At 57.8% G+C, this 24,715-nt stretch carries 22 protein-coding genes and 2 pseudogenes; 12 read left to right on the top strand and 12 right to left on the bottom strand.

All coding sequences use genetic code 11. The features are described from left to right. The first annotated feature begins 628 nt into the window (after positions 1 to 628). Positions 629 to 886 (top strand): hypothetical protein, encoded by a 258-nt coding sequence (locus C8C89_RS23545; protein ID WP_133992861.1) that lies wholly within the window; start codon positions 629 to 631, stop codon positions 884 to 886. 701 nt (positions 887 to 1,587) lie between these two features. Here C8C89_RS23545 and C8C89_RS23540 read toward each other — a convergent pair. Then, positions 1,588 to 2,154 (bottom strand): hypothetical protein, encoded by a 567-nt coding sequence (locus C8C89_RS23540; RefSeq protein ID WP_133992859.1) that lies wholly within the window; start codon positions 2,152 to 2,154, stop codon positions 1,588 to 1,590. A 681-nt stretch (positions 2,155 to 2,835) separates the two neighbouring features. Between C8C89_RS23540 and C8C89_RS23535 the strand changes: the two genes are divergently transcribed. Beyond that, a complete protein-coding gene (locus tag C8C89_RS23535; RefSeq protein WP_347876600.1) occupies positions 2,836 to 8,241 on the top strand; it encodes a putative Ig domain-containing protein in 5,406 nt (1,801 codons plus the stop codon). Between the two features lie 530 nt (positions 8,242 to 8,771). Then, a pseudogene (locus C8C89_RS27435) lies at positions 8,772 to 8,965 on the top strand (hypothetical protein); the annotation flags it as partial. A gap of 963 nt (positions 8,966 to 9,928) precedes the next feature. On the opposite strand, the gene C8C89_RS23530 reads toward C8C89_RS27435, so the two are convergent. After that, entirely contained in the window at positions 9,929 to 10,627 is a 699-nt protein-coding gene (locus C8C89_RS23530) for a hypothetical protein (RefSeq protein ID WP_133992855.1), read from the bottom strand. Between the two features lie 716 nt (positions 10,628 to 11,343). Between C8C89_RS23530 and C8C89_RS23525 the strand changes: the two genes are divergently transcribed. Continuing rightward, positions 11,344 to 11,718 (top strand): VOC family protein, encoded by a 375-nt coding sequence (locus C8C89_RS23525; RefSeq protein ID WP_243858209.1) that lies wholly within the window; start codon positions 11,344 to 11,346, stop codon positions 11,716 to 11,718. A gap of 37 nt (positions 11,719 to 11,755) precedes the next feature. Here C8C89_RS23525 and C8C89_RS23520 read toward each other — a convergent pair. After that, positions 11,756 to 11,962, bottom strand: a pseudogene (locus C8C89_RS23520) (IS3 family transposase); the annotation flags it as partial. 198 nt (positions 11,963 to 12,160) lie between these two features. Between C8C89_RS23520 and C8C89_RS23515 the strand changes: the two are divergent. After that, positions 12,161 to 12,553, top strand: a complete 393-nt coding sequence (locus C8C89_RS23515) for a GFA family protein (protein WP_133992853.1) — start codon at positions 12,161 to 12,163, stop codon at positions 12,551 to 12,553. A gap of 172 nt (positions 12,554 to 12,725) precedes the next feature. Here the strand turns inward: C8C89_RS23515 and C8C89_RS23510 are convergent, their stop codons facing one another. From C8C89_RS23510 to C8C89_RS23500, 3 genes are all read right to left on the bottom strand, one after another. Further along, on the bottom strand, positions 12,726 to 13,109 hold the full coding sequence (locus C8C89_RS23510; protein WP_133992850.1) for a cytochrome c: 384 nt from the start codon (positions 13,107 to 13,109) through the stop codon (positions 12,726 to 12,728). 259 nt (positions 13,110 to 13,368) lie between these two features. Next, the gene (locus tag C8C89_RS23505) at positions 13,369 to 13,764 is read right to left on the bottom strand and encodes a hypothetical protein (protein WP_133992848.1); all 396 of its coding nucleotides are present in this window, start codon (positions 13,762 to 13,764) and stop codon (positions 13,369 to 13,371) included. A 222-nt stretch (positions 13,765 to 13,986) separates the two neighbouring features. Further along, positions 13,987 to 14,733 (bottom strand): hypothetical protein, encoded by a 747-nt coding sequence (locus tag C8C89_RS23500; RefSeq protein ID WP_133992846.1) that lies wholly within the window; start codon positions 14,731 to 14,733, stop codon positions 13,987 to 13,989. A gap of 304 nt (positions 14,734 to 15,037) precedes the next feature. On the opposite strand from C8C89_RS23500, the gene C8C89_RS23495 reads away from it, so the two are divergent. From C8C89_RS23495 to C8C89_RS23485, 3 genes are all read left to right on the top strand, one after another. Next, positions 15,038 to 15,445 carry a GNAT family N-acetyltransferase gene (locus C8C89_RS23495; protein ID WP_133992844.1) on the top strand — a complete coding sequence of 136 codons (408 nt, stop codon included), beginning with the start codon at positions 15,038 to 15,040 and terminating at the stop codon, positions 15,443 to 15,445. Between the two features lie 355 nt (positions 15,446 to 15,800). After that, the gene (locus C8C89_RS23490; protein WP_133992843.1) at positions 15,801 to 15,998 is read left to right on the top strand and encodes a DUF3079 domain-containing protein; all 198 of its coding nucleotides are present in this window, start codon (positions 15,801 to 15,803) and stop codon (positions 15,996 to 15,998) included. Between the two features lie 68 nt (positions 15,999 to 16,066). Beyond that, positions 16,067 to 16,561 carry a prolyl-tRNA synthetase associated domain-containing protein gene (locus C8C89_RS23485; protein ID WP_133992841.1) on the top strand — a complete coding sequence of 165 codons (495 nt, stop codon included), beginning with the start codon at positions 16,067 to 16,069 and terminating at the stop codon, positions 16,559 to 16,561. Between the two features lie 12 nt (positions 16,562 to 16,573). Here the strand turns inward: C8C89_RS23485 and C8C89_RS23480 are convergent, their stop codons facing one another. Next, positions 16,574 to 17,719 carry an MFS transporter gene (locus C8C89_RS23480; protein ID WP_133993639.1) on the bottom strand — a complete coding sequence of 382 codons (1,146 nt, stop codon included), beginning with the start codon at positions 17,717 to 17,719 and terminating at the stop codon, positions 16,574 to 16,576. Positions 17,720 to 18,033: 314 nt separating this feature from the next. Between C8C89_RS23480 and C8C89_RS23475 the strand changes: the two genes are divergently transcribed. After that, on the top strand, positions 18,034 to 18,594 hold the full coding sequence (locus tag C8C89_RS23475) for a TetR/AcrR family transcriptional regulator (protein WP_243858207.1): 561 nt from the start codon (positions 18,034 to 18,036) through the stop codon (positions 18,592 to 18,594). 3 nt (positions 18,595 to 18,597) lie between these two features. Here the strand turns inward: C8C89_RS23475 and C8C89_RS23470 are convergent, their stop codons facing one another. Both C8C89_RS23470 and C8C89_RS23465 read right to left on the bottom strand, forming a co-directional pair. Next, positions 18,598 to 19,068, bottom strand: a complete 471-nt coding sequence (locus C8C89_RS23470; RefSeq protein WP_101480322.1) for a GNAT family N-acetyltransferase — start codon at positions 19,066 to 19,068, stop codon at positions 18,598 to 18,600. Between the two features lie 33 nt (positions 19,069 to 19,101). Beyond that, positions 19,102 to 19,761, bottom strand: coding sequence for a hypothetical protein (locus C8C89_RS23465; protein ID WP_133992837.1), 660 nt, complete (start codon positions 19,759 to 19,761; stop codon positions 19,102 to 19,104). 165 nt (positions 19,762 to 19,926) lie between these two features. Here C8C89_RS23465 and C8C89_RS23460 point away from each other — a divergent pair, with 165 nt between their 5' ends. Continuing rightward, on the top strand, positions 19,927 to 20,583 hold the full coding sequence (locus C8C89_RS23460; protein ID WP_133992835.1) for a tetratricopeptide repeat protein: 657 nt from the start codon (positions 19,927 to 19,929) through the stop codon (positions 20,581 to 20,583). On the opposite strand, the gene C8C89_RS23455 is transcribed toward C8C89_RS23460, so the two are convergent. Next, positions 20,570 to 21,550: a ribonuclease Z gene (locus C8C89_RS23455; RefSeq protein ID WP_133992833.1), complete on the bottom strand. Its 981-nt coding sequence runs from the start codon at positions 21,548 to 21,550 to the stop codon at positions 20,570 to 20,572. The genes C8C89_RS23460 and C8C89_RS23455 overlap by 14 nt on opposite strands. A gap of 46 nt (positions 21,551 to 21,596) precedes the next feature. Continuing rightward, positions 21,597 to 21,752 (bottom strand): hypothetical protein, encoded by a 156-nt coding sequence (locus C8C89_RS27090; RefSeq protein ID WP_166674835.1) that lies wholly within the window; start codon positions 21,750 to 21,752, stop codon positions 21,597 to 21,599. 177 nt (positions 21,753 to 21,929) lie between these two features. Between C8C89_RS27090 and C8C89_RS23450 the strand changes: the two genes are divergently transcribed. Continuing rightward, the gene (locus C8C89_RS23450) at positions 21,930 to 22,313 is read left to right on the top strand and encodes a hypothetical protein (RefSeq protein ID WP_133992831.1); all 384 of its coding nucleotides are present in this window, start codon (positions 21,930 to 21,932) and stop codon (positions 22,311 to 22,313) included. A 118-nt stretch (positions 22,314 to 22,431) separates the two neighbouring features. Continuing rightward, positions 22,432 to 24,267 (top strand): lipid A export permease/ATP-binding protein MsbA, encoded by a 1,836-nt coding sequence (msbA, locus tag C8C89_RS23445; RefSeq protein ID WP_133992829.1) that lies wholly within the window; start codon positions 22,432 to 22,434, stop codon positions 24,265 to 24,267. Here msbA and C8C89_RS23440 read toward each other — a convergent pair. Further along, a complete protein-coding gene (locus tag C8C89_RS23440; protein ID WP_133992827.1) occupies positions 24,264 to 24,671 on the bottom strand; it encodes a hypothetical protein in 408 nt (135 codons plus the stop codon). The genes msbA and C8C89_RS23440 overlap by 4 nt on opposite strands. Between the last annotated feature and the right edge of the window lie 44 nt (positions 24,672 to 24,715).

Genomic DNA, 24,715 nt, shown 5'->3' with positions numbered 1-24,715 from the left:
CCTTAGATTTTCTAGATTTTTTCAGGTACTGCTGGACTCTGCCACGACTCAATAGGTGAACCTGTCACCGTGCAAATCTTTCCATCGCGAATTACTTCATGTGCGTAGGCTGATGCCTCGATTTCTGTAGCCTGGAAGCACATAGCTGTGGTGAAGGTCTCAAAAAATTAACGTATCGACTACTATTCCTGTTTCGTATATTTGCTAAATGGTAGCTATTTTCGCAACTGTTTTGCTATCAGTGTGGTAGTCATGGAGAACTCTTATCCGCGCCAAGTGTGTGGACTTGAACTTAGCATCGAGATTGCCGTTGCTATATCGCAATACCATTATCTGCTGAAGAAGTAGGCCCGAAGCAATAACGCTGATAATGTTGATCTATATCAATAGGTTGACTGTGCCTTGTGGCCGGGCACATTCAAAGTCCCAATGTATTAACTTACGTTGACCACCATGCTTATAAAATTTTGGTGGTATTGTGTTCTGGTAGCGCAAAGGCCTGCTTAACCGCCTACTGAGTGAACTAGAATGATTTTTTGGCGAAAAGTTGCAAAATGGCAAGCAATAGATCGTTTTCAATGAGCAAGTGATGATGTGAAAACAATTCTGAAAAAGGGTAGGAGAATTTATGAAATTGAATTCGGAATTAACAATCTGCCGACTCGTTAAAACTGGCCTGACGATGAGTGTCCTTTTCTCACCGAAAATGCAACTGGGAGTTAAATACAAGGTTAATGTCATGAACTCAAAATTTCCACGAAGAAATATTGCAGTCGATGCGTGGACTTTGCGGGAGGATGGCATGCTTCAGTTTTATTTTGAAGATGGTATTTCAGGACACATCAATTCCCTAAGTTTAGAAGAAGCAAGGAATCAGGTATCTTGACCTGGAAACGGTGAGAATCGAACCCTTACCATGGATGTTGCGAACCTGGTCGATTTACTGGCAAAACGCTGGCAGTACAGACCACTCTTGTACAAAAAAACGTTTCCGCATCATCCGTGTGGGGCGGTGAAAACAGTACGTTGCAAGATGGTGGGGAAACATTACGTGCGGAAAGAAATTACGTGTAAGCATTTGAAATATATGAAGTATTTTTAAGACTTGAAAATTAGAGGCTACTAGTTTTTTTCAGGCCGATGATGCACTAGCCTCATAGGTCGAGCACGAATGCCCGGCGATAGGCGAAAAAAAAGGCTGTCATTTTGTTGTCATTCTTAGGCTTAAACAGCCCAAAAACAACCCAAATAATGACAGCCTTCTACTTGCTAACTACTTGATTTTAAACAATTCAGTGGTGGAGACGGCGGGAATCGAACCCGCCGCGCACGAAGTCCACTTTGGACCAGTCCAGGGCTACCGGTTCGTAGGTGCGCAAGCCGGTTCGGAACACAGGTTGCAACAGGTTGTGGCCTTTATCTGTTGTGTACGGGAAGATGCAGGCTCATAAAGACTTTTTGTGGCGATTTTTACCGGTAGGTAGCGTGGTAGGTACGATTGCTATATGGCGGCTTGAAAGCCGCAAAAAACCTAGATATTTGCATTACACCGCTTCCGCCAGAAATATGAAAATAAGCCCTTGATTATCAAGGGCTTATTTTTTTTGTGCTGTCGACTGCAAAATCCCTGATGTAAAACATCAGTTTCAACTTGGTGCCAATTTGCGGAAATGGTTTCCGCAACTCGCCGCTAGCGGGTAGGGCGGACAGCCTGGCCAATGCGCCGATAGACCTTTTCCGTGATGACTTTTTCACTATGTCCCAGCAGGGAGCTGGCGGCGCCCAGGTCGGCAATGTCGCTGGCAGAGCGCGCCCGGATATCGCGGAACTGGAATGCCTTGATGCGGCGGTCAGCTCTTCGTCGCCAGCTTTTAGCGCCAGATCGGCTGCAGCTTTCCGTGCGCTATCGAAGCGCAGGCGCAAATGCCACTTCTTGACCTGGCAACCATTCGGCAGCGCGACGATGAAGGTGGTGCGCGGCCGGTGCGGGCGCGCGTGGATGCGCTCGATGACCTTCGCCAGTTCGGACTTGATGCCGTCGTGCTCGAGCACGATGCGCAGATGCCAGTTTTGGGCACCAACTACACGGAACTGTGCTGACGAACCTATGCAGACACGCTCCCATTCGTCGCATAAGCGTTTGAGGCGGTCCACTGGCTCATGGATATGCCAAACTGGCGCACCGCGCTGACCATGACCGCCGCGCCGCGATAGCTGGCAGGGCGGGGCCGCGATAGCCCAGCCGCGCCAGAGCGCGCCAGCCACCACCCAAGCCGCCCATGAGGCGGCTTTTTCAGGTCCCGCCGATTGATGTTGCTCTTGGAGCAAGAAAAAGGTTGGTTTCGGCCCGGCGCACGCAGTTTCCCCCTCCACACTTGCCCGCTAGTTAGGGGGCTTTTGACTCAAATTTGCGCCATGGCCGGAGGCGCATGAGGACTGGCGCGGCGGGGCGAAGAGGGGGCGCGCGATTTGACGCATTTTGACGCACTTTGATAGAGAGTTAATGTAGCTAGTTCCTCGCTAAATCAAGCGACAACGCAATATTGTGAAACTTTGCCTATCCACGTTTAATTCATATCTCCGCAGATCGAGAAATTAACAAGTTAATAATATTTGTAATTCCGACAAAGTTTGTCGGGAATTGCTTAGGTTTGCTCAGATTCAAATTAACATAATGTGTTAGATTTTAAGTAATGTTTTGTGATAATCTTTTTTAATTTACATAATTGCAAAAATAGATGTAGATATGGTCAATAGGTTTGCTAATAGTGCCTAACTAAAGTGTTATTTTTTTGACACTCTCCCTTTTATCAGAGGGGGAAGTCTGGAGAGTTCATGAGAGTATCAATTTTCAACTTCATTCCTTGGCTGACCAAGAGAATGGTGTCCGCCGGATTACTGCTCGTAGCCTTGCTGCTTGTGAATGTCGCGCAAGCAGCAGGTCCCACGATTGTCTCGCCACCGTCCGGCACTGTCTTGCCGACCATACCGGTAGGTCAGGTGATGAACATTACGATCACAGCGGTATTAGATGGTGATGGGCGGCCGATCGACAGGTGGGCTGAATGCGACATCGACGACCCCGATTACGATGGTGTCACACCATGCCTACCACCAGGACTGATACTAGACGCTTCCCCTGGCAGTTTGACTACCAGGCTGTATGGTTCGCCTACCAAGGCGGGCAACTACACGTTTGCCATCGGAGTCAACGACCAGAGCAACCGCGGCGGCGTCGCAACCTATACCTTAGTCGTTACCGGTAGTGCCAATCCGACATTGACTTCGCTTACCCCTGCCAGTGGAAGTAGCTCCGGCGGAACTTCGGTGACACTGACTGGTACCAATCTGACTGGTGCAACAGCAGTCAGTTTTGGCGGTACTGCAGCCGCCAGCTTCATCGTCAACAGCGCCACGACGATTACCGCCACGACACCTGCCCATGCAGCAGGCGCGGTGAATGTGATCGTTACAACTTCAGGTGGAACAGCCACGCTGACCAACGGTTATACATATACACCACCACCGCCTCCTCCTCCGCTGGCCAATGCAGTCAGCGCCACGGTGGCGGCCAACAGCAGCGCCAATCCCATCACCCTGAGCCTCGGCGGCGGCGCAGCCACCAGCGTGGCGGTGGCATCTGCCGCCAGCCATGGCACGGCGACAGCCAGCGGCACGGCCATCACGTACACGCCAACAGCCGGCTACTCGGGCACGGACAGTTTTACTTACACGGCGACGAACGCCGGAGGCACCTCCAGCGCAGCGACGGTGACGATTACCGTCAGCGCACCCACCTTGATCCTGACGCCGGCCTCGCTGGGCAATGGCACGACGGGCACGCCTTACGCTGCCACCATCAGTGCCGCTGGCGGCACCGCACCGTATAGCTTCGCCATCACCGCTGGCTCCTTGCCGGCAGGCCTGAGCCTCAATACTGGCACCGGCGCGATTAGCGGTACGCCTACTGCCAGCGGCACGACGAACCTGACCATCACGGCCACCGATGCCAACAGCGCGACGGGTTCGAAGCCTTACACCCTGGTGATCGGTGTCCAGGCGCCAGTGGCCAATGCCGTCAGCGTCACGGTTGCCGCTAACAGCAGCGCCAATCCCATTACGCTCAACCTGAGCGGTGGCACCGCCAGCAGCGTTGCCATCGCCAGCGCCGCCAGCCATGGCACGGCGACAGCCAGCGGCACGGCCATCACGTACACGCCAACAGCCGGCTACTCGGGCACGGACAGTTTTACTTACACGGCGACGAACGCCGGAGGCACCTCCAGCGCAGCGACGGTAACGATCACTGTCAGCGCACCCACCTTGATCCTGACGCCGGCCTCGCTGGGCAATGGCACGATGGGCACGCCTTACGCTGCCACCATCAGTGCCGCTGGCGGCACCGCACCGTATAGCTTCGCCATCACCGCTGGCTCCTTGCCGGCAGGCCTGAGCCTCAATACTAGCACCGGCGCGATTAGCGGCACGCCTACTACCAGCGGCACGACGAACCTGACCATCACGGCCACCGATGCCAACAGCGTGACGGGTTCGAAGCCTTACACCCTGGTGATCGGTGTCCAGGCGCCGCTGGCCAATGCCGTCAGCGCCACGGTTGCCGCTAACAGCAGCGCCAATCCCATCACCTTGAGCCTCGGCGGCGGTACTGCCACCAGCGTGGCGGTGGCATCTGCCGCCAGCCATGGCACGGCGACAGCCAGCGGCACGGCCATCACCTACACGCCTACGGCTGGCTACTCGGGCACGGACAGTTTTACCTATACAGCGACGAACGCCGGTGGTACCTCCGGCGCAGCGACGGTGACGATCACCGTCAGCGCACCCACCTTGATCTTGACGCCGGCCTCGCTGGGCAATGGCACGACGGGCACGCCTTACGCTGCCACCATCAGTGCCGCTGGCGGCACCGCACCGTATAGCTTCGCCATCACCGCCGGCACCTTGCCGGCAGGCCTGAGCCTCAATACTGGCACCGGCGCGATTAGCGGTACGCCTACTACCAGCGGCACGACGAACCTGACCATCACGGCCACCGATGCCAACAGCGTGACGGGTTCGAAGCCTTACACCCTGGTGATCGGCGCCCAGGCGCCAGTGGCCAATGCCGTCAGCGCCACAGTGGCCGCCAATAGCAGCGCCAATCCCATTACGCTCAACCTGGGCGGCGGCACTCCCACCAGCGTGACGGTGGCATCGGCCCCCAGCCATGGCACAGCCACGGCTAGTGGAACCAGCATCACGTACACGCCAAATGTCAACTATTCGGGCACGGACAGCTTTACTTATACGGCAACGAACGCTAGCGGTACCTCCAGTGCTGCCACCGTGACGATCACCGTCAACGCGCCGACGATCAGCGTCGGGCCGGCAAGCATGCCATTGGGTAAGGTTGCTCAATTGTATAGTGTTCAATTGACAGCGGCAGGCGGTACCGCACCGTATGACTATGTGGTGGCGAATGGTAGTGCTTTGCCGCCTGGCATGAGCCTCGGCATCACGGGACAGGTGATTGGTACACCCACAGCCAGTGGCGAGTTCACCTTCGACATTCAGGCAATCGATGCGCATGGTTTTACCGGAAGCCGCACATATACGCTAGTCGTGGCGTCAGCGACCATTAGTCTGGCGCAGGCCAGCTTGCCCAACCCCACAGCGGAAAGTGTCTATGGCGCGAGCCTGACTGTGACTGGGGGCACCGCGCCCTATCATTTTGAGGTGAGCGGCAATTTGCCGCCCGGTCTGGTGCTCGACATGCTCACCGGTACGCTGTCCGGCACGACGAATGTGGCTGGCAGCTTCTCCTTCAGCATCAAGGTCACGGATAGCAGCACAGGCGTGGGTGCACCTTATAGTGTTAGCCAAAACTATACGCTGGTGGTAGCCGCGCCAGCCTTGACGCTCTCACCGTCCAGCTTGGCCGGCACCCGTGCCGGCGACGCCTATCGCCAGCGGTTCACGGCTGCGGGCGGCGTCGCGCCGTACGCGTATTCCCTGAGCAGCGGCGCCTTGCCGGCTGGACTGACGCTCGATGCGGCGACCGGCATCGTCAGCGGCACGCCGACGGTGGCGGGCAGTTACAACTTCACCTTGCAAGCCAGGGATGCGCACCAGTTCACGGTGCAGCAAGCGTTGACCCTGCAGGTGAATCAGGCGCCGCCACAGATTGCCAATGAAACGGCGACCACCCCGGTCAACCAGGGGTTGAGCCTGACCATCGTTTCCACCGATGGCAGCCCGATCACCGACGTCACCATCGTCACGCCGCCGCAGAACGGGCGCGTCACGGTGGTGTCGACGGGGGCGCTGGCGCGCATGGCGCGCGCCGTGGGCGCGAGCTTCAAGTTGACGTACGTGCCGAATGCCGACTACTTTGGTCCTGACGCCTTCAGCTACACGGTCACGGGCCCTGGCGGCACGTCCGCGCCGGCCACGGTCAGCGTGACGGTGGCGCCGCAGCCGGTGCCCGTGCCGGTCGCCAAGACGGCGACGGTGCTGGCCGGCACGCCGGTGATCTTGAACGTGACGCAAGGCGCGACCGGTGGGCCGTTCACGGCAGTGGCCATCACCACGCAGCCCGCCAGCGGCACGGCGACGGTCAATGGCCTGGACATCGTCTACACGCCAGGCATCAATACCAGCGGCGACATCAGCATCGGCTACACCGTGTCGAACGTGTTCGGCACTTCGGCGCCGGTGAAATCGACGATCAGGGTCAATCCGATGCCGCAAGTGCTCGACCAGAGCGCCACGGTGGTGGCCGGCCTGACGGTGACCGTCGATCTCACTGCGGGCGCCACGGGCGGTCCGTTCACGGCGGCCAATGTGCTCAGCGTCACGCCGGCGGAGGCGGGCAAGGCGGAGGTGCGCGACGTGGGCACGGCCGGCAAGCCGTCGTACCAGCTGAGCTTTGCTGCGTCGGGCAAGTTTGCCGGCGCGGCTGTCGTCAGCTACACCCTGAGCAATGCCTTTGCCACCTCGAAACCGGGCGTGGTCAACGTGACCGTGACGGCGCGTCGCGATCCGTCGGTCGATCCGGAAGTGATCGGCTTGCAGGCGGCGCAAGCCGATGCGGCGCGGCGCTTCGCCAGCGCGCAGCTGTCGAACTTCACGCAGCGCCTGGAAAGCCTGCATGGTGACGGCTGGGGACGTTCCAACTTCGGCCTGAGCATGACGCCGCCGAACGATAGTGGCAACCCGACGGCGGCGCTGGCGCGCTGGCAGGAGCAGGAAGCAGACCGAGCTTTCGGCACGAATCCACGTAAACAAGGACGTCGCACCACCCTGAAAACGGGTGTACAGCAGCCGGGGGCAGCAAGAGGCGGTACCGAGGCGGACTCAGCCGCCTTGCCGGACATGCCGCAAAAGCCGGACGCACAGAAACGGGCCCTGTCCCTGTGGCTTGGTGGCGCGGTCGATTTCGGCCAGCATTATGTGAAGGGCCGCGAGACGGGCTTCCGATTCCGCACCAATGGCGTCAGTGTGGGCGGCGATTACCGCCTCAGCGACCTGGCGACCCTGGGCGTGGGTGCCGGTTTCAGCCATGACCGCAGCGACGTGGGTCAGAACGGCAGCCGCAGTACGGCCGACAGCGCCGTGGCGGCCGTGTATGGCAGCCTGCGTCCGAGCAAGGGTGTCTTTGTCGATGGCGTGCTCGGCTACGGCACATTGCAATACGACGCCTCGCGTTACCTGAGCGATGGCAGCGGTTTTGCCACGGGTGAACGCGACGGCAAGCAAGTGTTCGGTGCAGTCGTCGGCGGTATCGAGATGCGCCATGAAACTTGGATGTGGTCCCCATATGGCCGCGTGGAACTGATGTCGGCCAAGCTCGATCCGTACACGGAGAAGGCGGCGGGCATCAATGCCCTGAGCTACTTCAAGCAGACCGTGCGTTCGCGCATCGGCGCGCTGGGCGTGCGAGCCGAGGGCATCTATGTCGGCGGCCTGGGCACGTGGTTCCCGCGTGCGCGGCTCGAGTACCGCCACCAGTTCCAGGGCGCCGATGATGCGCGCCTGGCGTATGCCGACCTGGCGGCGGACGGTCCCGTATATGTGATCCGCACCTTGCCGCAGCAGACGGGCAACTGGACGGCGGGGCTGGGCATGAAGCTGCTGCTGTCGAACGGTACGACACTGACTCTGGACTACAACAGCAATCTGAGTATCGATAGCGGGCGTACCCAGTCGGTTATGTTTGGCGTGGAAGTACCGTTGAAATAGTCGAAGGAAAAGTGCAAATATCGCCCCCCTAGCCTGAGCTCGTCGCAGGCAAGGGGCGTGATGCGATTACTCCACTGATCTTGAGGAGTCGCATTTATTTGATATCATTTTTTTTACCGCCTTCTATATTACCTATAAGTTAAATCAGCAAAGCAGTATGTGGATCGGTACCTTTGGTCTGAATAGTTCGCTCCACAAACGTAAAATGCACCGTATAGATGGCTGCTTATACGGCCGTTAGAATGTCATTTTTACGAAGCAGAAACGGGCCGAAAGCCCGCATGGTTGTTGAGTTCCTTGTCGAGCTTCCCAAGCTTGCGATAGAACGCTGTTAGCTTGGGCTAACGCATGCTTTGCAACGTTGTCTTTGCACAGCAAAATTGTTTCCGCATCATATGTATGTGGCCGCCAAAACAGTACGTTGCGTGGTTGTGAAAAAAACATTGCGTACGGAACGATATCGCGCGCCCAGCTTTCACGGCACGCAATGCACAAGTCTGTATCTGAATGCCAGAATTGCCCCTCGCGTCCTGTTCCTCAGCAAGTGCTACAAGAACGGCCCGCACGCCGGTTTCCTCCTATACATGGCCGACGTCGCCGCCGACACCCAGGACGTGGACAAGCTGCGCCAGACCATGCGCGACAGCAAGGGGCCGGGCAACTTCCGTGAACTGTTCATGTACGCGGGCCGAACGGCAAGAAGGACGGCATCCAGATTCTGCCCGCTATATAGGGCTCTTTTGACTCAAATCTGCGCCATGGCCGAAGGCGCATGTGCACTGGCGGGGCGGGGCGAAGAGGTGGGCGTGCGTTTTGACGGTTTTTGGCGCACTTTGAACGGATTTTCGCGCGCGTGGTGCGATGGTGGGAACGCTGATTCTTGTGCCCTGACGGGGCTGTATTGTAGCCCCACAGCCTATGCCCATTCGATACTGGCCAGGGGAGTTGCAGGGGGCGTAGCGGTGTACTCTGGCTACAATAATAGGTGTTTTTCTCCTGTGCCTCCTCGCGTTCTTATCTGCATGATTTCATAGCCTTTTGATAGTTAAATTTTTACTGCTTCAAAAACTTGATTAAATAAAATATTTACTCAAAAATGGAAATATAAGTTATCTTTAAGGCAAATAAGAAGAGACATTTTTCTCTTTGTTAATGGGGCAAAAATGCACTCTAATAACTTTGATGCACCCATACCAGCTACTGCAGCTAACCAAAATTATGACTGTTTAAGGCATGACGGTCTTACTGCGCAAAAAGTCGACGTTGGAGTCATTTTTCAAGACATGCTAGGCACAGCGACTGCGGCCGCATACCTGGCAAAAAACAAAGTTCCTATGCACGTGGCCCTCCGGGTCTTGACCCAAACGCGCCGCAAGGCAATGAAATGAGGGTATTGCTGTTGTTGCAGAGTCACAGAGGTACGAAAAAAGGCTGTCAGTTTGGTGTCATTCCTACGCTGTAACAGCCTCTAAAAAATCCAAACAATGACAGCCTTCTTCTTGCTAACTACTTGATTCTAAAAAGTTAAGTGGTGGAGGCGGCGGGAATCAAACCCGCCGCGCGCGAAGTCCACTTTGGAGCAGTCCAGGGCTAGGGATTCGGAAATACGCAAGCCGGTTCAGAATACAAGCTGCAACAGCTTGCGGCCCTTAGCGGTTGCGTGCGTGAGGATGCGTGCTCATGGGGTTTAATTGTCGATCAAGGAACCCAGCATGGCGTGCGCTTGCAGATCGCTCCGGGCCGCCGCCTGTTCCTCGCCGCTTAAAATCCAGTGCGTCCTGCCGTCTTGCGTATGACTGCTGCCATATGCCTGCATCGCCTTGTGCAATGCCTGTTGACGCTCCGGCGGCAGCGCGTCGAGCCTGGACTGGCTGAAAATACTGATGGGATAAACGTCGCGGATGTGCTCATACTGCAGGCCTTTGCGCTTGATGGCGCCCCAGTTATTGCCAGGATCGGGCCTGGCTGGTACATACGGATGGGCTTCATCGATTATCCGGTAGCCGCGTGCGTAACCCGTACCATAGCCTAGCGTTTCGCTGTAGCCGTACACATAATCGCAATGGTCGAGCAAGCCAGATATGCCCTCTGCGCATTGAAACAGCTGCGCCAGCGGCATCTTGCTGGCGTGGATAGCCAGCATCAGCGAACAGCTATGTGAATACAGGGCAAGAACGTCGCAGTTCGCCCACTCGTCTATATTGTCGGGTGGTACGACCCGAGGCGAATACAGGCTGATGCTGTCGGCATCAGGTGCGAACAGGGTTTTCTCGTAGTTTTTCTGCGAAAACTTGACGACCTTGCCGGTCTTGCTGCCGTAGCGGTCGACGCGCTCGCCCACTTGCTCAAACCAGGCAAACAGTTGCGCGCTGGCGGTGGCAGGCATAAATGGGCTATTCTTTTTGAATTCGCCTACCAGGAAATGAAATTGCTCCATGTGTCACCATAGTGAATGTGCTGCGCGCATGATGCCATGCGCGCGGCCATGCGGCTAGTGTGCGAGAGAGTGTGCGGGGGGCGAATGCTGTCGTGACTTTCATCGTAAAGCGGCCTGAGTAGACGGGAAATATTAGTTTGCCGATGGGGAGAATTGTTTGCGAGGTAGTCTGGTAGGCATGGTTGTTCAATTGTTCGTAAGAGGCGCATAAAACCTGTTTATTCGCATTACACGGTTTCCGCCACAACGATGAGAGTAAGCCCTTGATTATCAGGGAATAATTTTTTTTGCTCAAAATTTCACGATGCATAGATCTGATATTGGCCCTGGTACCGAGGACTAGTCACCTTGCGTTTTCGATAATTTTTTTTGCAAGAAATGTGACTGTTCAGCAGCTAAGCAGATCCAAGCATTGAGCTGGACAGGATTCAGCGGTGCCCCCCCGCCGCCGGCTGGTGCGGGTAACGCTTCCCCCCCCGCAAAATTCATCCGCATAATACTGAGCCGTTTTGGGACCGTAAACCCTATGAAAGGGCGGCTTGGCGCCACCATCGTGCAGAGAGGCGTTGAGGCGGTGCCTGTAGCGGGTATTATGCTCAATCCGAGTAACTGGGAGGTTCATCCCAAAATGGAAGGAGGGGATGTTGAGAACGCAGAAAAGATGCATGGGCTATGTGGCCATCGTCGTCGACGATTACGATCGGGCGATCGAGTACTACACAGAAAAACTCGGATTTACGGTGGTCGAAGATACGCCACAAGCAGGGAAACGTTGGGTGGTTGTAACGCCGAACCCAGAAAGCGACTGTAATCTTTTGTTGGCGCGTGCCTCAAACGACAGGCAGGAGGTATTTATTGGCAATCAGTGTGGCGGGAGGGTTTTCCTATTTCTTCACACAGACGATTTTTGGCGAGATTATGGTGCCATGAAGGCTGCGGGCGTTCACTTTTGTGAGGAACCGAGGCAGGAAGAGTACGGAACGGTCGTGGTATTTGAAGATCTCTACGGAAATCGCTGGGACCTGTATCAAAACAAATGATGACTGTTCAGCGGCTAAGCAGTGCATCGCTTGTGCTGATGCGCTCGCGTCTTGGACGCTGGAAGAAGCTTTCCGCGACAGCATTATCATGGCAGTTGCCACGCCGGTCCATGCTGGGCTATAGCCAATGCACCGTCAGGAAATCGCGCCAGTCCTTGCCGGTGAATTGCGAGCACTGATCCGAATGCGCCATGACAGGATTGGCCGGTTTGCGTCGCCAAACCGCCGTCAGCAGCGCATTCATCGTCTGCGGTCAACGCGATGAATGCCGCATCGCTCGTCCAGGTCACCGGATGGCAAGCCCTGACTCTCGCGCCCGCACAGCCCTCGCGCTCCGTACCGTGCTTTCTGTTGTGGGTTCTGAAAAATTCCACCAGGTGTACCTTGTTCGTCCAGAAGTACTGTGTAAAAATACAGTGTCAACATTCAAAAAGGACACTTCATGATCAAAGGCAGTTGCTGCTGTGGTTCGGTAAAGTTTGAATTGGCATCCCCTCCAAGCATGATGGGCATGTGTCACTGTTCTCGTTGTCGGAAGGCCGGAGCGAGTGCCTTGGCCTTCGTTGATAAAGATTCATTTACCTTGCTGGAGGGGCGAGAATTTATTCAACGATATGAGCCAGAGCCTCCCTTTAAATACGCCAGAACTTTTTGCAAAAACTGCGGGACTTCTTTGGGGGAAATTGGCTCAGAGAATGATTCATTTCCGGTGTCAGTTAACTGCCTGGATGATGACCCTGAGGTAAGAATACAATTTCATGTTTATGTTGGTTCCAAGCCGGCATGGTATGAAATTTGTGATCATGCAAAACAGTTCCAAGAAAGTCCAACATAGAAAAGAGCCAGTCTGTTGACTGGCTTTTTTATCGCACTCTTGATATTTTGAAGAATTTCGATGTTCGTTCTCTGCCTTCGCGCCCTGCCGTGAGATTCGAACGGCTGGGCCTCCCGGTCCAGACCGCCCTTAATCCACCAACGGGAGCATCGCATCCACCTCGAATCTCAAATCATCGACTCTTTGAAATCACACCACTCATGTATTGATTTAAATCGCGAAAATCCTGGACCTTCCATGCGTACGGCGATATTTTTACGCCATTTTCTCGCAAAGTTTTTGGAATCAAGTCGCCATTTGGGCGAAGTATGACTGATGAAACAATGACGCCCGGATAGTCTTTTAGTCGTTTTTTGAAAGCCGATGTTGTAAGATCAGGTGTTGGAGGAGTGCTTTTATTCGCCAATGGTCCGGTTCCTTTGATATCTATTCCGTGGCACATGGCGCATCTCTGTACATAGAGATTTTTCCCGTTAACATTATCCGCGAAGGATGGTGGCGTTTGAATGAGCGATAGCATTCCCAGGGAGGAAATGAAGAATATGTTGATTTTCATGGGGTATTGTCGCATCAATAAAATCTGAGTCGATTATTGTATATGCTGTTGTTCGCTTGCACTAGGCCGGTGATTTCAGGCGCGAAATTGTGGTGGCAGTGCCAAGGCAGTTCCGCGCACCGCAGGCGAGAGTTCGCGGTTCTGCTTATCTCATCGGCTGAGCCAGATTCTGCGACGTCCAGCACATCAGGTCGTGTACAAACAGCAGGCCTGATCCTCGCGACCATGGACAGTTAAATCGATCATGCCCCCGCCGTGATCATTTATGCGCCATCGGCCTCTTATCGATTGGTACGAACACTTGCCATTTCTTTTGCATGGTAGGCTTGACGGTCTTGTCGCAAATCACAGCGACATTCGGCCCAGACAGGCCATGGCTTTTCGGAACCCATGCCACCCGCAAAGATAGGGCACATTTGGCAACCAGAATCTTCCGGTTCGGCTCCATGGCCTGCCAGCGTGTTCCATTTTTCAGATTCTCTGCTGCAATGAACTTTACAGCTGCATCCCTTATCTCAAACAATCCATGTATGTCGCCTCTAGTCCGATCTTCGTCAAGCGTGCTAGCGAGTGCCGATGAAGTACCCGCAACAAAAAAAAAGGAGCCGGCAAGGGCGGCGTACAGGCGTTTATTCAATCGTAACGGTAGCAACATATTTACAATCCTTGCCAAGTTTTCTCTTTATCAGACAGGTTTCAGCGTGCCTGCTGCGTGACCTGAGCGCCCCGGTCTTGATGGGTGTTAATTGTGGGCATGCGTCTTGTCTATGGCACGGCTGGCACCGCACGACGCGCCAGCCCCTGCCCGCATGACGGAAGCGCTTATTGCGCCATGGCCTGGCATGTGCGCGTTGGCGTGTTCCACGCCATGACAAAGTCAGGCTTCTTCATTCCGTCTGAATACGAATTGTTGGCGGCTAATGCCTTGTGTGACAAAGTCCGCATCCGGCGGTATCGTTTCCCAGAAAAATACATGTTTGAAAATTGGGATTTTGTTGAATTTTCGCGAACGAAATATCCATCTGTTTTTCGTAAAATCGCTGTAGCGGTCCCCTTTGAACTGCTGGTGTACAGCCGTGAAAGGAAGCAGTCTCTCCGCAATGTCCGGGAAAGAATAATCTGGATGGTCGTCTTTGATTTTTTCAAAAATTCCAAACTGATCTCTGCAGATGACTTGAATGGCCGTTTCCGGGAATCGATAGCGCGGCGACCACAGGACATTCCAGCCTGATTCTATTACATTGATGAAATTTACCAGGCGAGGCGTCATGATATAGGCGTCAGACTCGATGTGGATGATTTTATCCACGCCTAATTCATTGGCCACCTTGACCGAGTGGAGAAAACTGCGCCACCAGCCAGGGTAGTCAGCCCCGCTTTGTCGTCCAAGATTGTTATCGAAGCGAATGATGAGATTTTTATCTGTATTTGAAGCCAGCGGAGCGCTATGGGAAATTGTATTGATGATTTCGGCGGGCGGAAGAAATGGCGAGCCATCGTCAATCATTATTTTTTTTATTGCATTGATTGGTATGTCTTCGTAATAATCGAGCCACCGTTGATACCGGCTTTCCCATGATGGGGCATCTTTTATAAAGCTGGTGCAGAATATAATGGCTTTCATTTGCTAAGCACATTCCTTGTGGCTAAAAAATACGGGTTATTCATGATCTAATCACTAAATTTTTGAACTATTTTAACAGATTGGGGGCGCTTGAATAAGCGTGGCGGCATGCCGGCGATGTGGTCGTTGGCAGCATCGAGCCTCTGGCGCCTCTCGTTCTCGACGCTGGCGCTCAAGCATCGGCGCCAGGGACCCGACTTTTCACTTATGTCGTATCGTCCACATGCCTGGACCATCGCTGCCTGGTTATACTATTTGCATAGAAGAGATTTCGCATGGGCGATATCCTTGCACCCGTGAACCGATGAAAAATATCACTGTCGAGTATCGTCATAACTTTCCTCTTGATCCGTTGGATGTTGTTCGTGTCTTCGATCATTCCGGCATCAAGCGGCCCACCAGCGAGCTCCCGAGAATCGCGCGCATGTTTGCCGCGCCTTGCCTCTTGCTGTCGGCATGGGTGGATGGCGAGCTCGTGGGGCTGGCCCGGTCGCTGACCGACTATGCGTATTGCTGTTATCTCTCGGACCTGGCGGTAGACAAGCAATACCAGGGCCTTGGTATCGGCAAAGAGCTGGTCAAGCGCACCCAGGCAGTCATCGGCGACGAAGTGTCCCTCATATTGCTCTCCGCTCCCGATGCCATGTCCTACTATCCGACGCTTGGTTTTGAAGCTGCCGGCAATGCATACGTCATTCGGCGCAAACATTGAGTGAGCGCTTCCAGGCACTTTTGCGCCCCTAAGAAACGCCTCTACACCTTCGCCGAAACGCTGGCACAAGACCCCGCTCGCCTCGCCAAGACGCTAGCCCAGACCCCACTTGGGCCTGTAAGGCAGCCACGGCCTGTTCCCCTCCGACCCGTGGCGGGAAAGCATCAAAGCGGGACACTGATGGCAGTGTCAATGTCGCGCGTATCGTGCTGGCAGGGTACTGCGCTTTGCCGCCACACCACCCATCTGCGCAGAATTGATTCCGGACAAGTTTCCCACCGAAATGCATTTGACCGCCGACTGCGCCTGGCCTAGAGTCAACAGTAAGACCTCAACCGACTCCGTCGCCCCTCCCATGGCCAAGCCTTTTCCCTTGAACCCCAAGAACCCCGAACGCATCTGCTGGGGCTGCGACAAGTATTGTCCGCCGGACGCCATGCGCTGCGGCAATGGTTCCGAGCGCACGCAGCATCCGATCGAGCTGTTTGGAGAAGGCTGGAATGACTGGGGGCTGGCGGCGGCCGACAGGGAAGAGGCTGAGAAAACACCTTGACGGTGACAGCCAGCTAACGAAGCAGCGACCCGCTACAATTGCTCATCGCGCCGAGTTGAGGAAGCACAATGCATGAAACCCTTTCCCGCTGGCTGGCAAGCAACGCCGGTGATGACACTTTGGCCGAGCACCCGGCCGTGCACACCATCGATGAAGCTCTGATTCACGTGCCGGCCATGCCGGGCCTGATGGTGAAAAACCTGTTCGTACGCGACGAGAAGGGCCGCCGGCATTTGCTCGTCATCGTTCCCTTCGACAAGCGCATCGACTTGGCTGCGCTGGGGCGCTTGCTGCCGGCCAGCAAGCTGAGCATGGCCTCGCCCCAGCGCCTGCAGCAGCACCTGGGCATCACGCCCGGATCCGTCAGCCTGTTTGCCCTGATACACGACAGCGCGCAGGCGGTGGAATTGGTGCTGGACCAGGCCGTGTGGGAAGCTGAATTTGTGCAAGCCCATCCGCTGCGCAACACGGCCACGGTGGCGCTGTCGCACGCCGCCCTGGTCAGTTTCCTCGCGCATACAGGCCATGTGCCCCGCATCGTGACGGTGCCGGCGGCTGATTAAACGGCAGCTATTTCAATGCCCGGCGGCGGGTGCGTTACCGCTGCGCCGTCCCGGTCGGAAGCCATGTTTGCAGGCCGACCAGGCGAGCACGAAAGCCAGCACGAGCAAGGAAAGCATGGTCCATGGGAAGGCGCCCGCGCCCCAGGTTTCCAGCAGGGTGCCACCCACCACGCCCGCAGCCGCAATCGCTCCATTCCACGCCACCACATTCATCGACAAGGCCACGTCGGCGCCGCTGCCGGCCGTGTCGGCCAGCGCCGTTTGCAACAGCGTTGCCGCGCCGCCAAAGCTCAGACCCCAGACGGCCATGCCTAGGTAGATGACGGCAGGCAGATGTGACGCGACGCCCAGCACGAGGGCTGTTCCGGCGAACATGGCCAGGCTGGACAGTACGGTGGCGCGCAAGTGGCGTTCAACCAGCTTGCCCGTGATCCAGATGCCAGCCATGGCGGCGGCGCCGAAGACGAGCAAGACCAAGTCGATGCGGCCCGTCAATCCGGCAGGCGCCACGAACGGGGCGATGTAGGTGTAGAGAATGTTGTGCGCCAGCATCCAGGCAATGACGACGGCCAGCACGGGACGCACGCCGGGCGTCGTGAAGACGCGGCGCAGGGGCATGCGCTCATGGACGGACTGGCCGGGGTAGTCCGGCACCTTCGCCAGCACCCAGGCGATGAGGATCAATGTCAGTGCGGAAATGATCCAGAATGCTGCGCGCCAGCCGACCAGCGAACCGAGCAAGGTGCCCAACGGCACGCCCAGGGACAGGGCGACGGGTGCGCCCACCATGGCCAGCGCCAGGGCGCGGCCTTGCTGCTGCGGCGCCACCATGCGCCGCGCATAGCCGGCCAGCAAGCTCCACGCCAGCCCGGCTGCCATGCCGGCAAAAAACCGGGCCGCCAGTGTCAGCCAGTAGTGGGATGACAGGGCCGTGACGGTATTGAACACGAGAAAGCCGATGACGGTGAGCAACAGCACCTTGCGGCGTCGCCAGCCGCGGGTGGCGATGGTAAGCGGAATGGCTGCCAGCAAGGAACCGAGGGCATAGGCCGTGACCATTTGCCCGGCCATCGCGGCGCTGATGCCGAGTCCCGCACTGATCTGCGGCAGCAAGCCGGCGGGCAAGGTTTCCGTGACGATGCAGATAAAACCCGTCATTGCGAGGGCCAGGAGGCCCGAGACGGGGAGGCGGTCGGCCAGCGCTGGGCTGGGTCCGGTGGTGAGCGTGACGTGATGCAAAGCTGAATATCCTTGGAAGTGTGACGAGTCGGCCAGGCGCAGGAATGCCCCTGAGCGTCGTTGTGGTATATATGTATCGATCGGTACAAATATAGGTGATGGGGCGCAGCGTTGTCAACGATTTTTGTATCGAGTAGTATGTAAGTAGCTTTTAAGTAGATGAGAAGGAGCGATGGATGGCGCAAATGGGACGGCCGCGCACGTTTGACCGGCAGGCAGCGGTCGAGCAGGCCATGTTTTTATTTTGGCAGCAAGGGTATGAATCGACGTCCTTGAGCCAGCTCAAGGCGAGCCTGGGTGGCGGCATTTCCGCGCCCAGCTTTTACGCGGCGTTCGGCTCGAAGGAAGCGTTGTTCCGCGAGGCGGCGCAGTGCTACCTGGATACCTTTGCGCGCGTGACGGAGTGTTTGTGGGACGAAGGCATGGCGCCGCGCGCGGCCATCGAGCTGGCCTTGCGCCAGTCGGCCAGCATGCAGTCCGAGCCGGGTCACCCTCCCGGCTGCATGGTGGCGCTCGGCTGCATGAGCGCGCCGACGGCCGAACATGCGGCCGTGGCCGAGCCGCTCACGGCATCGCGCGCGCGCACGCGCAGCGGCTTCGTGCATTGCGTCGAGCGTGGCATGGTCAGTGGCGAATTGCGGGCGGGTATAGACGCGTACGCGCTGGCGGCTGTCTTCGACAGTTTCTTGTCGGGCGTCTCCATCCAGGCCCGCGATGGCGTGGCCTACGCCGTGTTTGATGCAGCCATTACGCAGATCCTGCGCGTGTGGGATGCCAACCGCGTGTTGGGCTAGACGCTAGGCCGGAAAGCGAAACTCCAGTACGTCGTCGCCATACTTGTCCGTCTCGCCCGTAGCGGTCCAGCCCAGGTAGCGGTAAAAGCCGTAGGAGCGCGAGGCGGGGTCGCTGGAACAGCCGAGGAACAGCCGTTGATGGCCCTGCGCGCGCAGCTGCGCCATGATCCCCTCCAGCAAGGTCTTGCCGATGCCCAGTCCTTCGAATTCCGGCAGCAGGGCCAGGACGATGATTTCGCCCGTGTCGCGCTCGCCAAAGCAGTAGCCGACCAGCTGGCCGTCGTGGTGGCAGACCTGGCCGGGCAGGCTGCCCGAGCGCATCATCTCGGCCCAGGATTCGGCCGTGATGCCCACCTCGGCCAGGCGTTCACTGGAAATGGCGTTTTGCCGCGTCTTGCCGCGCAATGCGATGAAGGCGGCTGTATCGTCCGCATTGGCGGCATGGAAGGTGATGGAAGCGGGATGTGTCGTCATGTGTGCGTGAATGGTGGGATGGAATTGAGGGATTTACTCCCAGGGTTTGCGCATGATTTGCGCATGGCGCTGCCAGTCAACTACTTTGGTATTTTCGATGGCCTGCTGGCCTGGATTGCCGCTATCGATGATTTCATCCTTGACGAGTATCAAGTCATTTTTTTCATTCAAGCGATACTCCCGATAGCGCTCGCAATCCTGCTCGCGCCGGGCGATGGCAATTAATCTGTTCGCCTGCCAGGCATAGCTGTCTTCATAAAAGCATTGTGCCGCGCAGCCGCAATTGGCGATGCCGCCCGCGATTCCTTGATCTGCAATGCTGATGTCCAGATTCGGAATTGCTGATAATGGTTTGTTGAAACTGTATTTTTTCGCTTGCGCATCCCATAGCCACACATCGGAACAGCGGACGCGTCCCTGGCTATCCGTGTAGCCGGTGACCCACAGGTCGGCATGGCCGTCGAAATTCATGTCCAGCAGCAGCGCGTGCAAATTGCCCGTGCCGCTGCTGCTGCAACTGCCAGGTATCCATTGCTTCCCGATTTTCAGCTGGTAAGTCTGTTTTTCATCGTGATTCGCATAGCGGATATCGGCGGCTTGCCGCACTTTGCCTGTCGCGGCTTTGTCCAGGTGCAGCGTGCCGCAATAAGCCGAGGTGGAAATCAGGGATAAAAGCAGAGCAATCAATTTCATGGCGATATTCGTGGGCGGGCATTGAGGCACAATGCCCCGATTGCATCAGGCGGAGAGTGATCATACTGCATGGTTTGGGCAATATGCCACACCATTCCCTATCGTGCATTCTGCGCGGAACAGTGCTGTGTACAATGCCCAAAAATCCCCGATTAAGGAATTCTTATGACATCCTCTCCCGAATCTTTTAATGAAGCGGGCATCCTCGCTTATAACGACGGTCATCACGCCGAAGCATTCAAGCAATTCGACGCGGCCGCGCGCACGGGCGATCCTGCCGGCCAGCATTTATTGGCCAGCCTGTATTACCAGGGACATGGCGTCGAGCAAAATTTGCCGAAGGCGGTAGAACTGTTCACGGCGGCCGCGCAAGCGGGTTTTCCGCCCTCGCTGGCCAATCTGGCCTTGATGTATGCGAGCGGGGATGGCGTCGTGCAAGACATCGCGCAATCGCTGGCCTATGGACGCCAGGCGGCCGAGGCGGGCGATGGCCAGTCGCAATTCAACCTGGCGCAGGCGTACCGCAAGGGCGATGGTGTACCGCAAGACTTTGCCGAGGCGGCGTTCTGGTACAAGCAGGCGGCCGAAGCCGGTTCCCTGTCGGCGCAGAATGAATATGGCTTGCTGTACGCGCAAGGGCAGGGCGTGGAACTCGATTACGTGCAAGCGTATGCATGGATCGCCATGCCGGCCGAGGCGGGCAGCGCGCAGTCGGTCAAGAACCGCGACCAGTTGCTGGAAATCCTCACGCCCTCACAGCAGCAGGCGGCGCGCGCGCTGGCGGCCGAGTATGCGGCGCAGTACGGCGTCAATCCCCACTGAACGACGATTTTGCCGCCAACTTGGTGAGCACGCCCGCCGCATCGATCTCATAACTGTCGAAGTCGCGCGCCAGGAACAGTTCACCCGAGTAATGCAGCCGCGCTTCCGCTTCCAGTTCGGCCATGCCGTCCGCATTGTGATAGCGGGCGCTGAAGTGGGTGAGGATCAGGTTCGGCAAGCGCACCGCTTCGGCAAACTGCGCCACGCGCTGCACGGAACTGTGCGTGGGACCGGGGCCTACTTTTTGCAGCATCGCTTCCGTGTAGGTGGCTTCATGTACGAGCAACTGCGCGTCCGCGCAAGCCTCTGCCAGCAACGCTGGCGTGTCGTTGTCGCCGCCGATCACCACCGTGGCGCGCTGCGTTTCCATCTGGCGGAAAGTGGCGGCGTGCAAGACCGTGCCATCGTCGAGTCGCGCATCCTGGCCCGCCTGCAAGAGCCCCCAGGCGGGGCCGGGCGGCGCACCAGCCGCCTGCAGGGCGGCCTTGTCCAGCTTCCACCTGCTCGTCTCCAGCGCAAAACGGTAGCCCACGCTAGGTGCGCGGTGCGATAGCGCATGGCGCTCGATGGTCAAGCCCGCCTCTTGGTGGACCACTTGCGCGCTGTCGACGTCGATGTGGATCAGCGGATACGTCAGGAACAGTTCCGTGTGCAGCAGGGTCGCGTCGATCCAGGCCTTGATGGCGGTCGGCGCGATCAGCAGCAAGGGCTTCTTGCGCCCCGTCATGGAGGCGCTGGCGAGCAAGCCCGGCAGCCCATAGCTGTGGTCGCCATGCACGTGGGTGATGCAGATGCCCACCAGGTCGTGCACGGACAAGGGCAGGCGCTGCAGCCTGTGCTGTGTGGCTTCGCCGCAATCGATCATCCACCAGTCGCGGTTGTGCGTGGTTTGCAGGGCCAGCGACGTGACGTTGCGGTGGCGCGTGGGCACGCCGGAAGACGTGCCTAGAAAAGTCAGTTTGAACATGCCCGCATTATGCGGCAGGCGTGCCGGCTTGCCAACGTTCTGTTCCTCAGTGCGCCGACGGCACGGCATCGGCCGTGTCGCCGACACAGCCGTCGCGGCTGCTAAAGCTCGCCTCTTGCATGCAGGCCTGGCCTCCGGTGCGGATGGCCGGCGAGGCGGGCGTCATGGTTGTCGTTTTGTGCTGCGATAGCACGGTGACCATGGGCATGCTGCGGCAAATGTGTGGCGTAGGCTATGATGGCGTCACCAACAAGGACAGGCTGCTGGATATTTCCACTGCGCTGTCGTCGGCGATCTATTATGTGCCTGGCATCGATGCATTGCTGGCAATGGGTATTTCGCCGGCCATTCCCGATTATTACTTGACAAGGAGTTTTCCATGCGTATTCGTCCCGCTACATTGCTGTCCGCCCTGGTATTTGGCAGCGTCGTCTTCAGCGCATCCGCTTCCGCCGTCGGGCTGGGTTTCCTGGCCGACACGCCGATGGCTTACCTGAACAAGAACGACAAGCCTGTCTTCGTGAAAGCCGTCACCGACGTGCTCAATGACAAGAAGGATGGCGAAACCGTGCAATGGAGTAATGAAGGCTTGCGCAATTCCGTGCGCATCGCCGCCGAAATTACGGCCAGCGACACGGAAAAGACGGATGCGCAAACCTGCCGCAAGGTGCAGGTGGGCTTGAGCGCCAAGGGTCAGGAACAAACCCTCAAGCTGAAAGTCTGCAAAGCCGGCACGGCCGCCTGGAAAGTGGCGAAGTCCTGATTCCCTGCTCTCGCGGGACTGCCCTTGCCGGCGATCTGTACCGGCAAGGCGAAGACTTTCTCATAAGTAAGTGTTGCAGCGGTTAGAATCACGCTTTACCTTCACTTTCACCATCTGCATGCAGCAAAGTCGCCTCCTGTTTTTCCGCCTGGTCGGCCAGTTTCGCCGCTACGGCGCCATCGTTGCCGCCACTTTGCTGGCCGTGGGCGTGGCGTCCGCCACCGATGTGTTGTTAATCCGCCAGCTACAAAACGTCGTTGACGCCATGCGCACGACGGCCAGCGCACAGGTCGCGCCTGCGTCCGGCGTGATGGGCATGCTGCAGGGCTGGGTCGACCGTTTCCTGCCGGCGCAGGCAGGGCAGGTGGACTTGTGGGTCATCCCCGCCACCATTCTGGGGCTGGCCGTGCTGCGCATGGTGTCCAGTTTTGCCGGCGATTACGGTTCCGTATGGCTATCAAGCCGTGTGCAGGCCGACCTGCGCGAAAAGATGTTCGCCACCATCATGCGTCTGCCCAGCCGCTTTTTCGATACCACCACCACCAGCTTGACGCAGTCGCGCGTGGCCTTCGACGCCAGCCAGGTGTCGCAGGCGGGCTTGAACGTGCTCAATGTGATGGTGCGCGACTCCGTCGCCACCATCGGCTACCTGATCCTGTTGTTCAGCATCGATGTGAAACTGGCCCTGTTCTGCATGGCGTCGATGCCCATCGTGGCCATCGTCGTGACCCTGGCCGGAAGGCGCATGCGCCATTTGAGCAAGAGTTCGCAGCAAGCCGTGGGCGAGCTGACCTCCGTGCTGGACGAAAGCATAGCCGGCCAGCGCGTGGTGAAAATCTTCGGCGGGCAGGATTATGAGCAGGCGCGCTTCGTCGACGTCGTCAAGCGCAACCGCCAGCTGGCCGTCAAGCATGCAGCCACCTCGGCCATGAATTCCGGCTTCATCATGATGCTCGTCGGCATTACCCTGTCTTCCGTGATCTATTTCGCCATGCTGCGCGCACAAAGCGGCGCCATCACGCCGGGCGCCTTCGTTGCCTTCATGGGCGCGCTGATGGCGATGCAGTCGCCGATCAAGAATTTGACCAAGATCAATGAACCGCTGCAACGGGGCCTGGCGGCGGCCGAATCCGTCTTCGGCCTGATCGACACGCCGCTGGAACCGGACCCGGGCAGCATCGCCCCGGCGGCCGTGCAAGGCAATCTGTCGCTGCAAAGCGTCCAATTCCGCTACAACAGTGACGATCCCGATGCGCCCACGGCCTTGAGCGATATCACGCTCGACATCCGCGCCGGCGAAACGGTGGCCCTGGTGGGCGGCTCGGGCGGGGGCAAGACGACTTTGCTGGGCTTGCTGCCGCGCTTCTACGACGTCAGCGGCGGCCAGATCCTGCTCGACGGCGTCGACGTGCGCAACTACGCCTTGCTGGCCCTGCGGCGCCAGTTCGCCCTCGTCAGCCAGGATGTGATTTTGTTCAACGACACGATGGCGGCGAATATCGCGTATGGCGACCCGGCCCCGGACATGGCCCGCATCGAAGCGTCGGCGCGCGCCGCCTACGCGCACGACTTCATCATGCAGTTGCCGCAAGGTTATGCAACGCAGGCTGGCCAGAACGGTTCGCGCCTGTCGGGCGGACAACGCCAGCGCCTGGCCATTGCGCGTGCCCTGTACAAGGACGCGCCTATCCTCTTGCTCGACGAAGCCACCAGCGCGCTGGACACGGAGTCGGAGCGGCAGGTGCAGGCGGCGCTGGAAGTGCTGATGCGCAAGCGCACCACCATCGTCATCGCCCACAGGCTGTCCACCATCGAAAGCGCCGACCGCATCGTCGTCATGCAGGGCGGGCGCCTGGTGGAATCGGGCAGCCATGCCGCCTTGCTGCAACAGGGCGGCGCGTATGCGCGCCTGCATGCAAGCCAGTTGTCGCCTGTCAAGGATGGCGCGGCTTAGAACACGTGAATTTCCTGTAATACCAGCCTGGCGCCCAGCGCCGTGCTCTCCACACGAAACGTGGCGGTGAGATCGGACCAAACGCCATTCAGGGGCAGGGAATGGCGCGCTTCGGCAAGCTCCGCGCCGCCGTCCTGGCTGGCCGGGCGCTCGACGCAGCGCTCCTGCCGCGTGCCGCTGGCCTCTGCCGCCGGCGTGACGCGATATACCGTGCCATCCGCATACGGCTCCGGCGAACCATAACCTTCGATCACGGCGCGTAGCAGCGCCGGCGTCCAGCCGTAATACGCGTCGTGCGCCGTGCGCGCATGGGCGCACGCGTAATCGCCGCGCGCCAGGTCGGCGATCCAGGCATCGATGATGTCCAGTATCTGGGTGTCGCCAGGGGGCGCGGGCAAGTGCATGGATTTCTTTCGTGACGGGGGAAAACGTTGCTTTCCATTATGAT

It is taken from the genome of Janthinobacterium sp. 75 (assembly GCF_004365495.1).
Lineage (GTDB): Bacteria > Pseudomonadota > Gammaproteobacteria > Burkholderiales > Burkholderiaceae_D > Janthinobacterium.
Note: the sequence above shows the minus strand (reverse complement) of the source record. Positions and strands in the feature narration are given on the sequence as shown.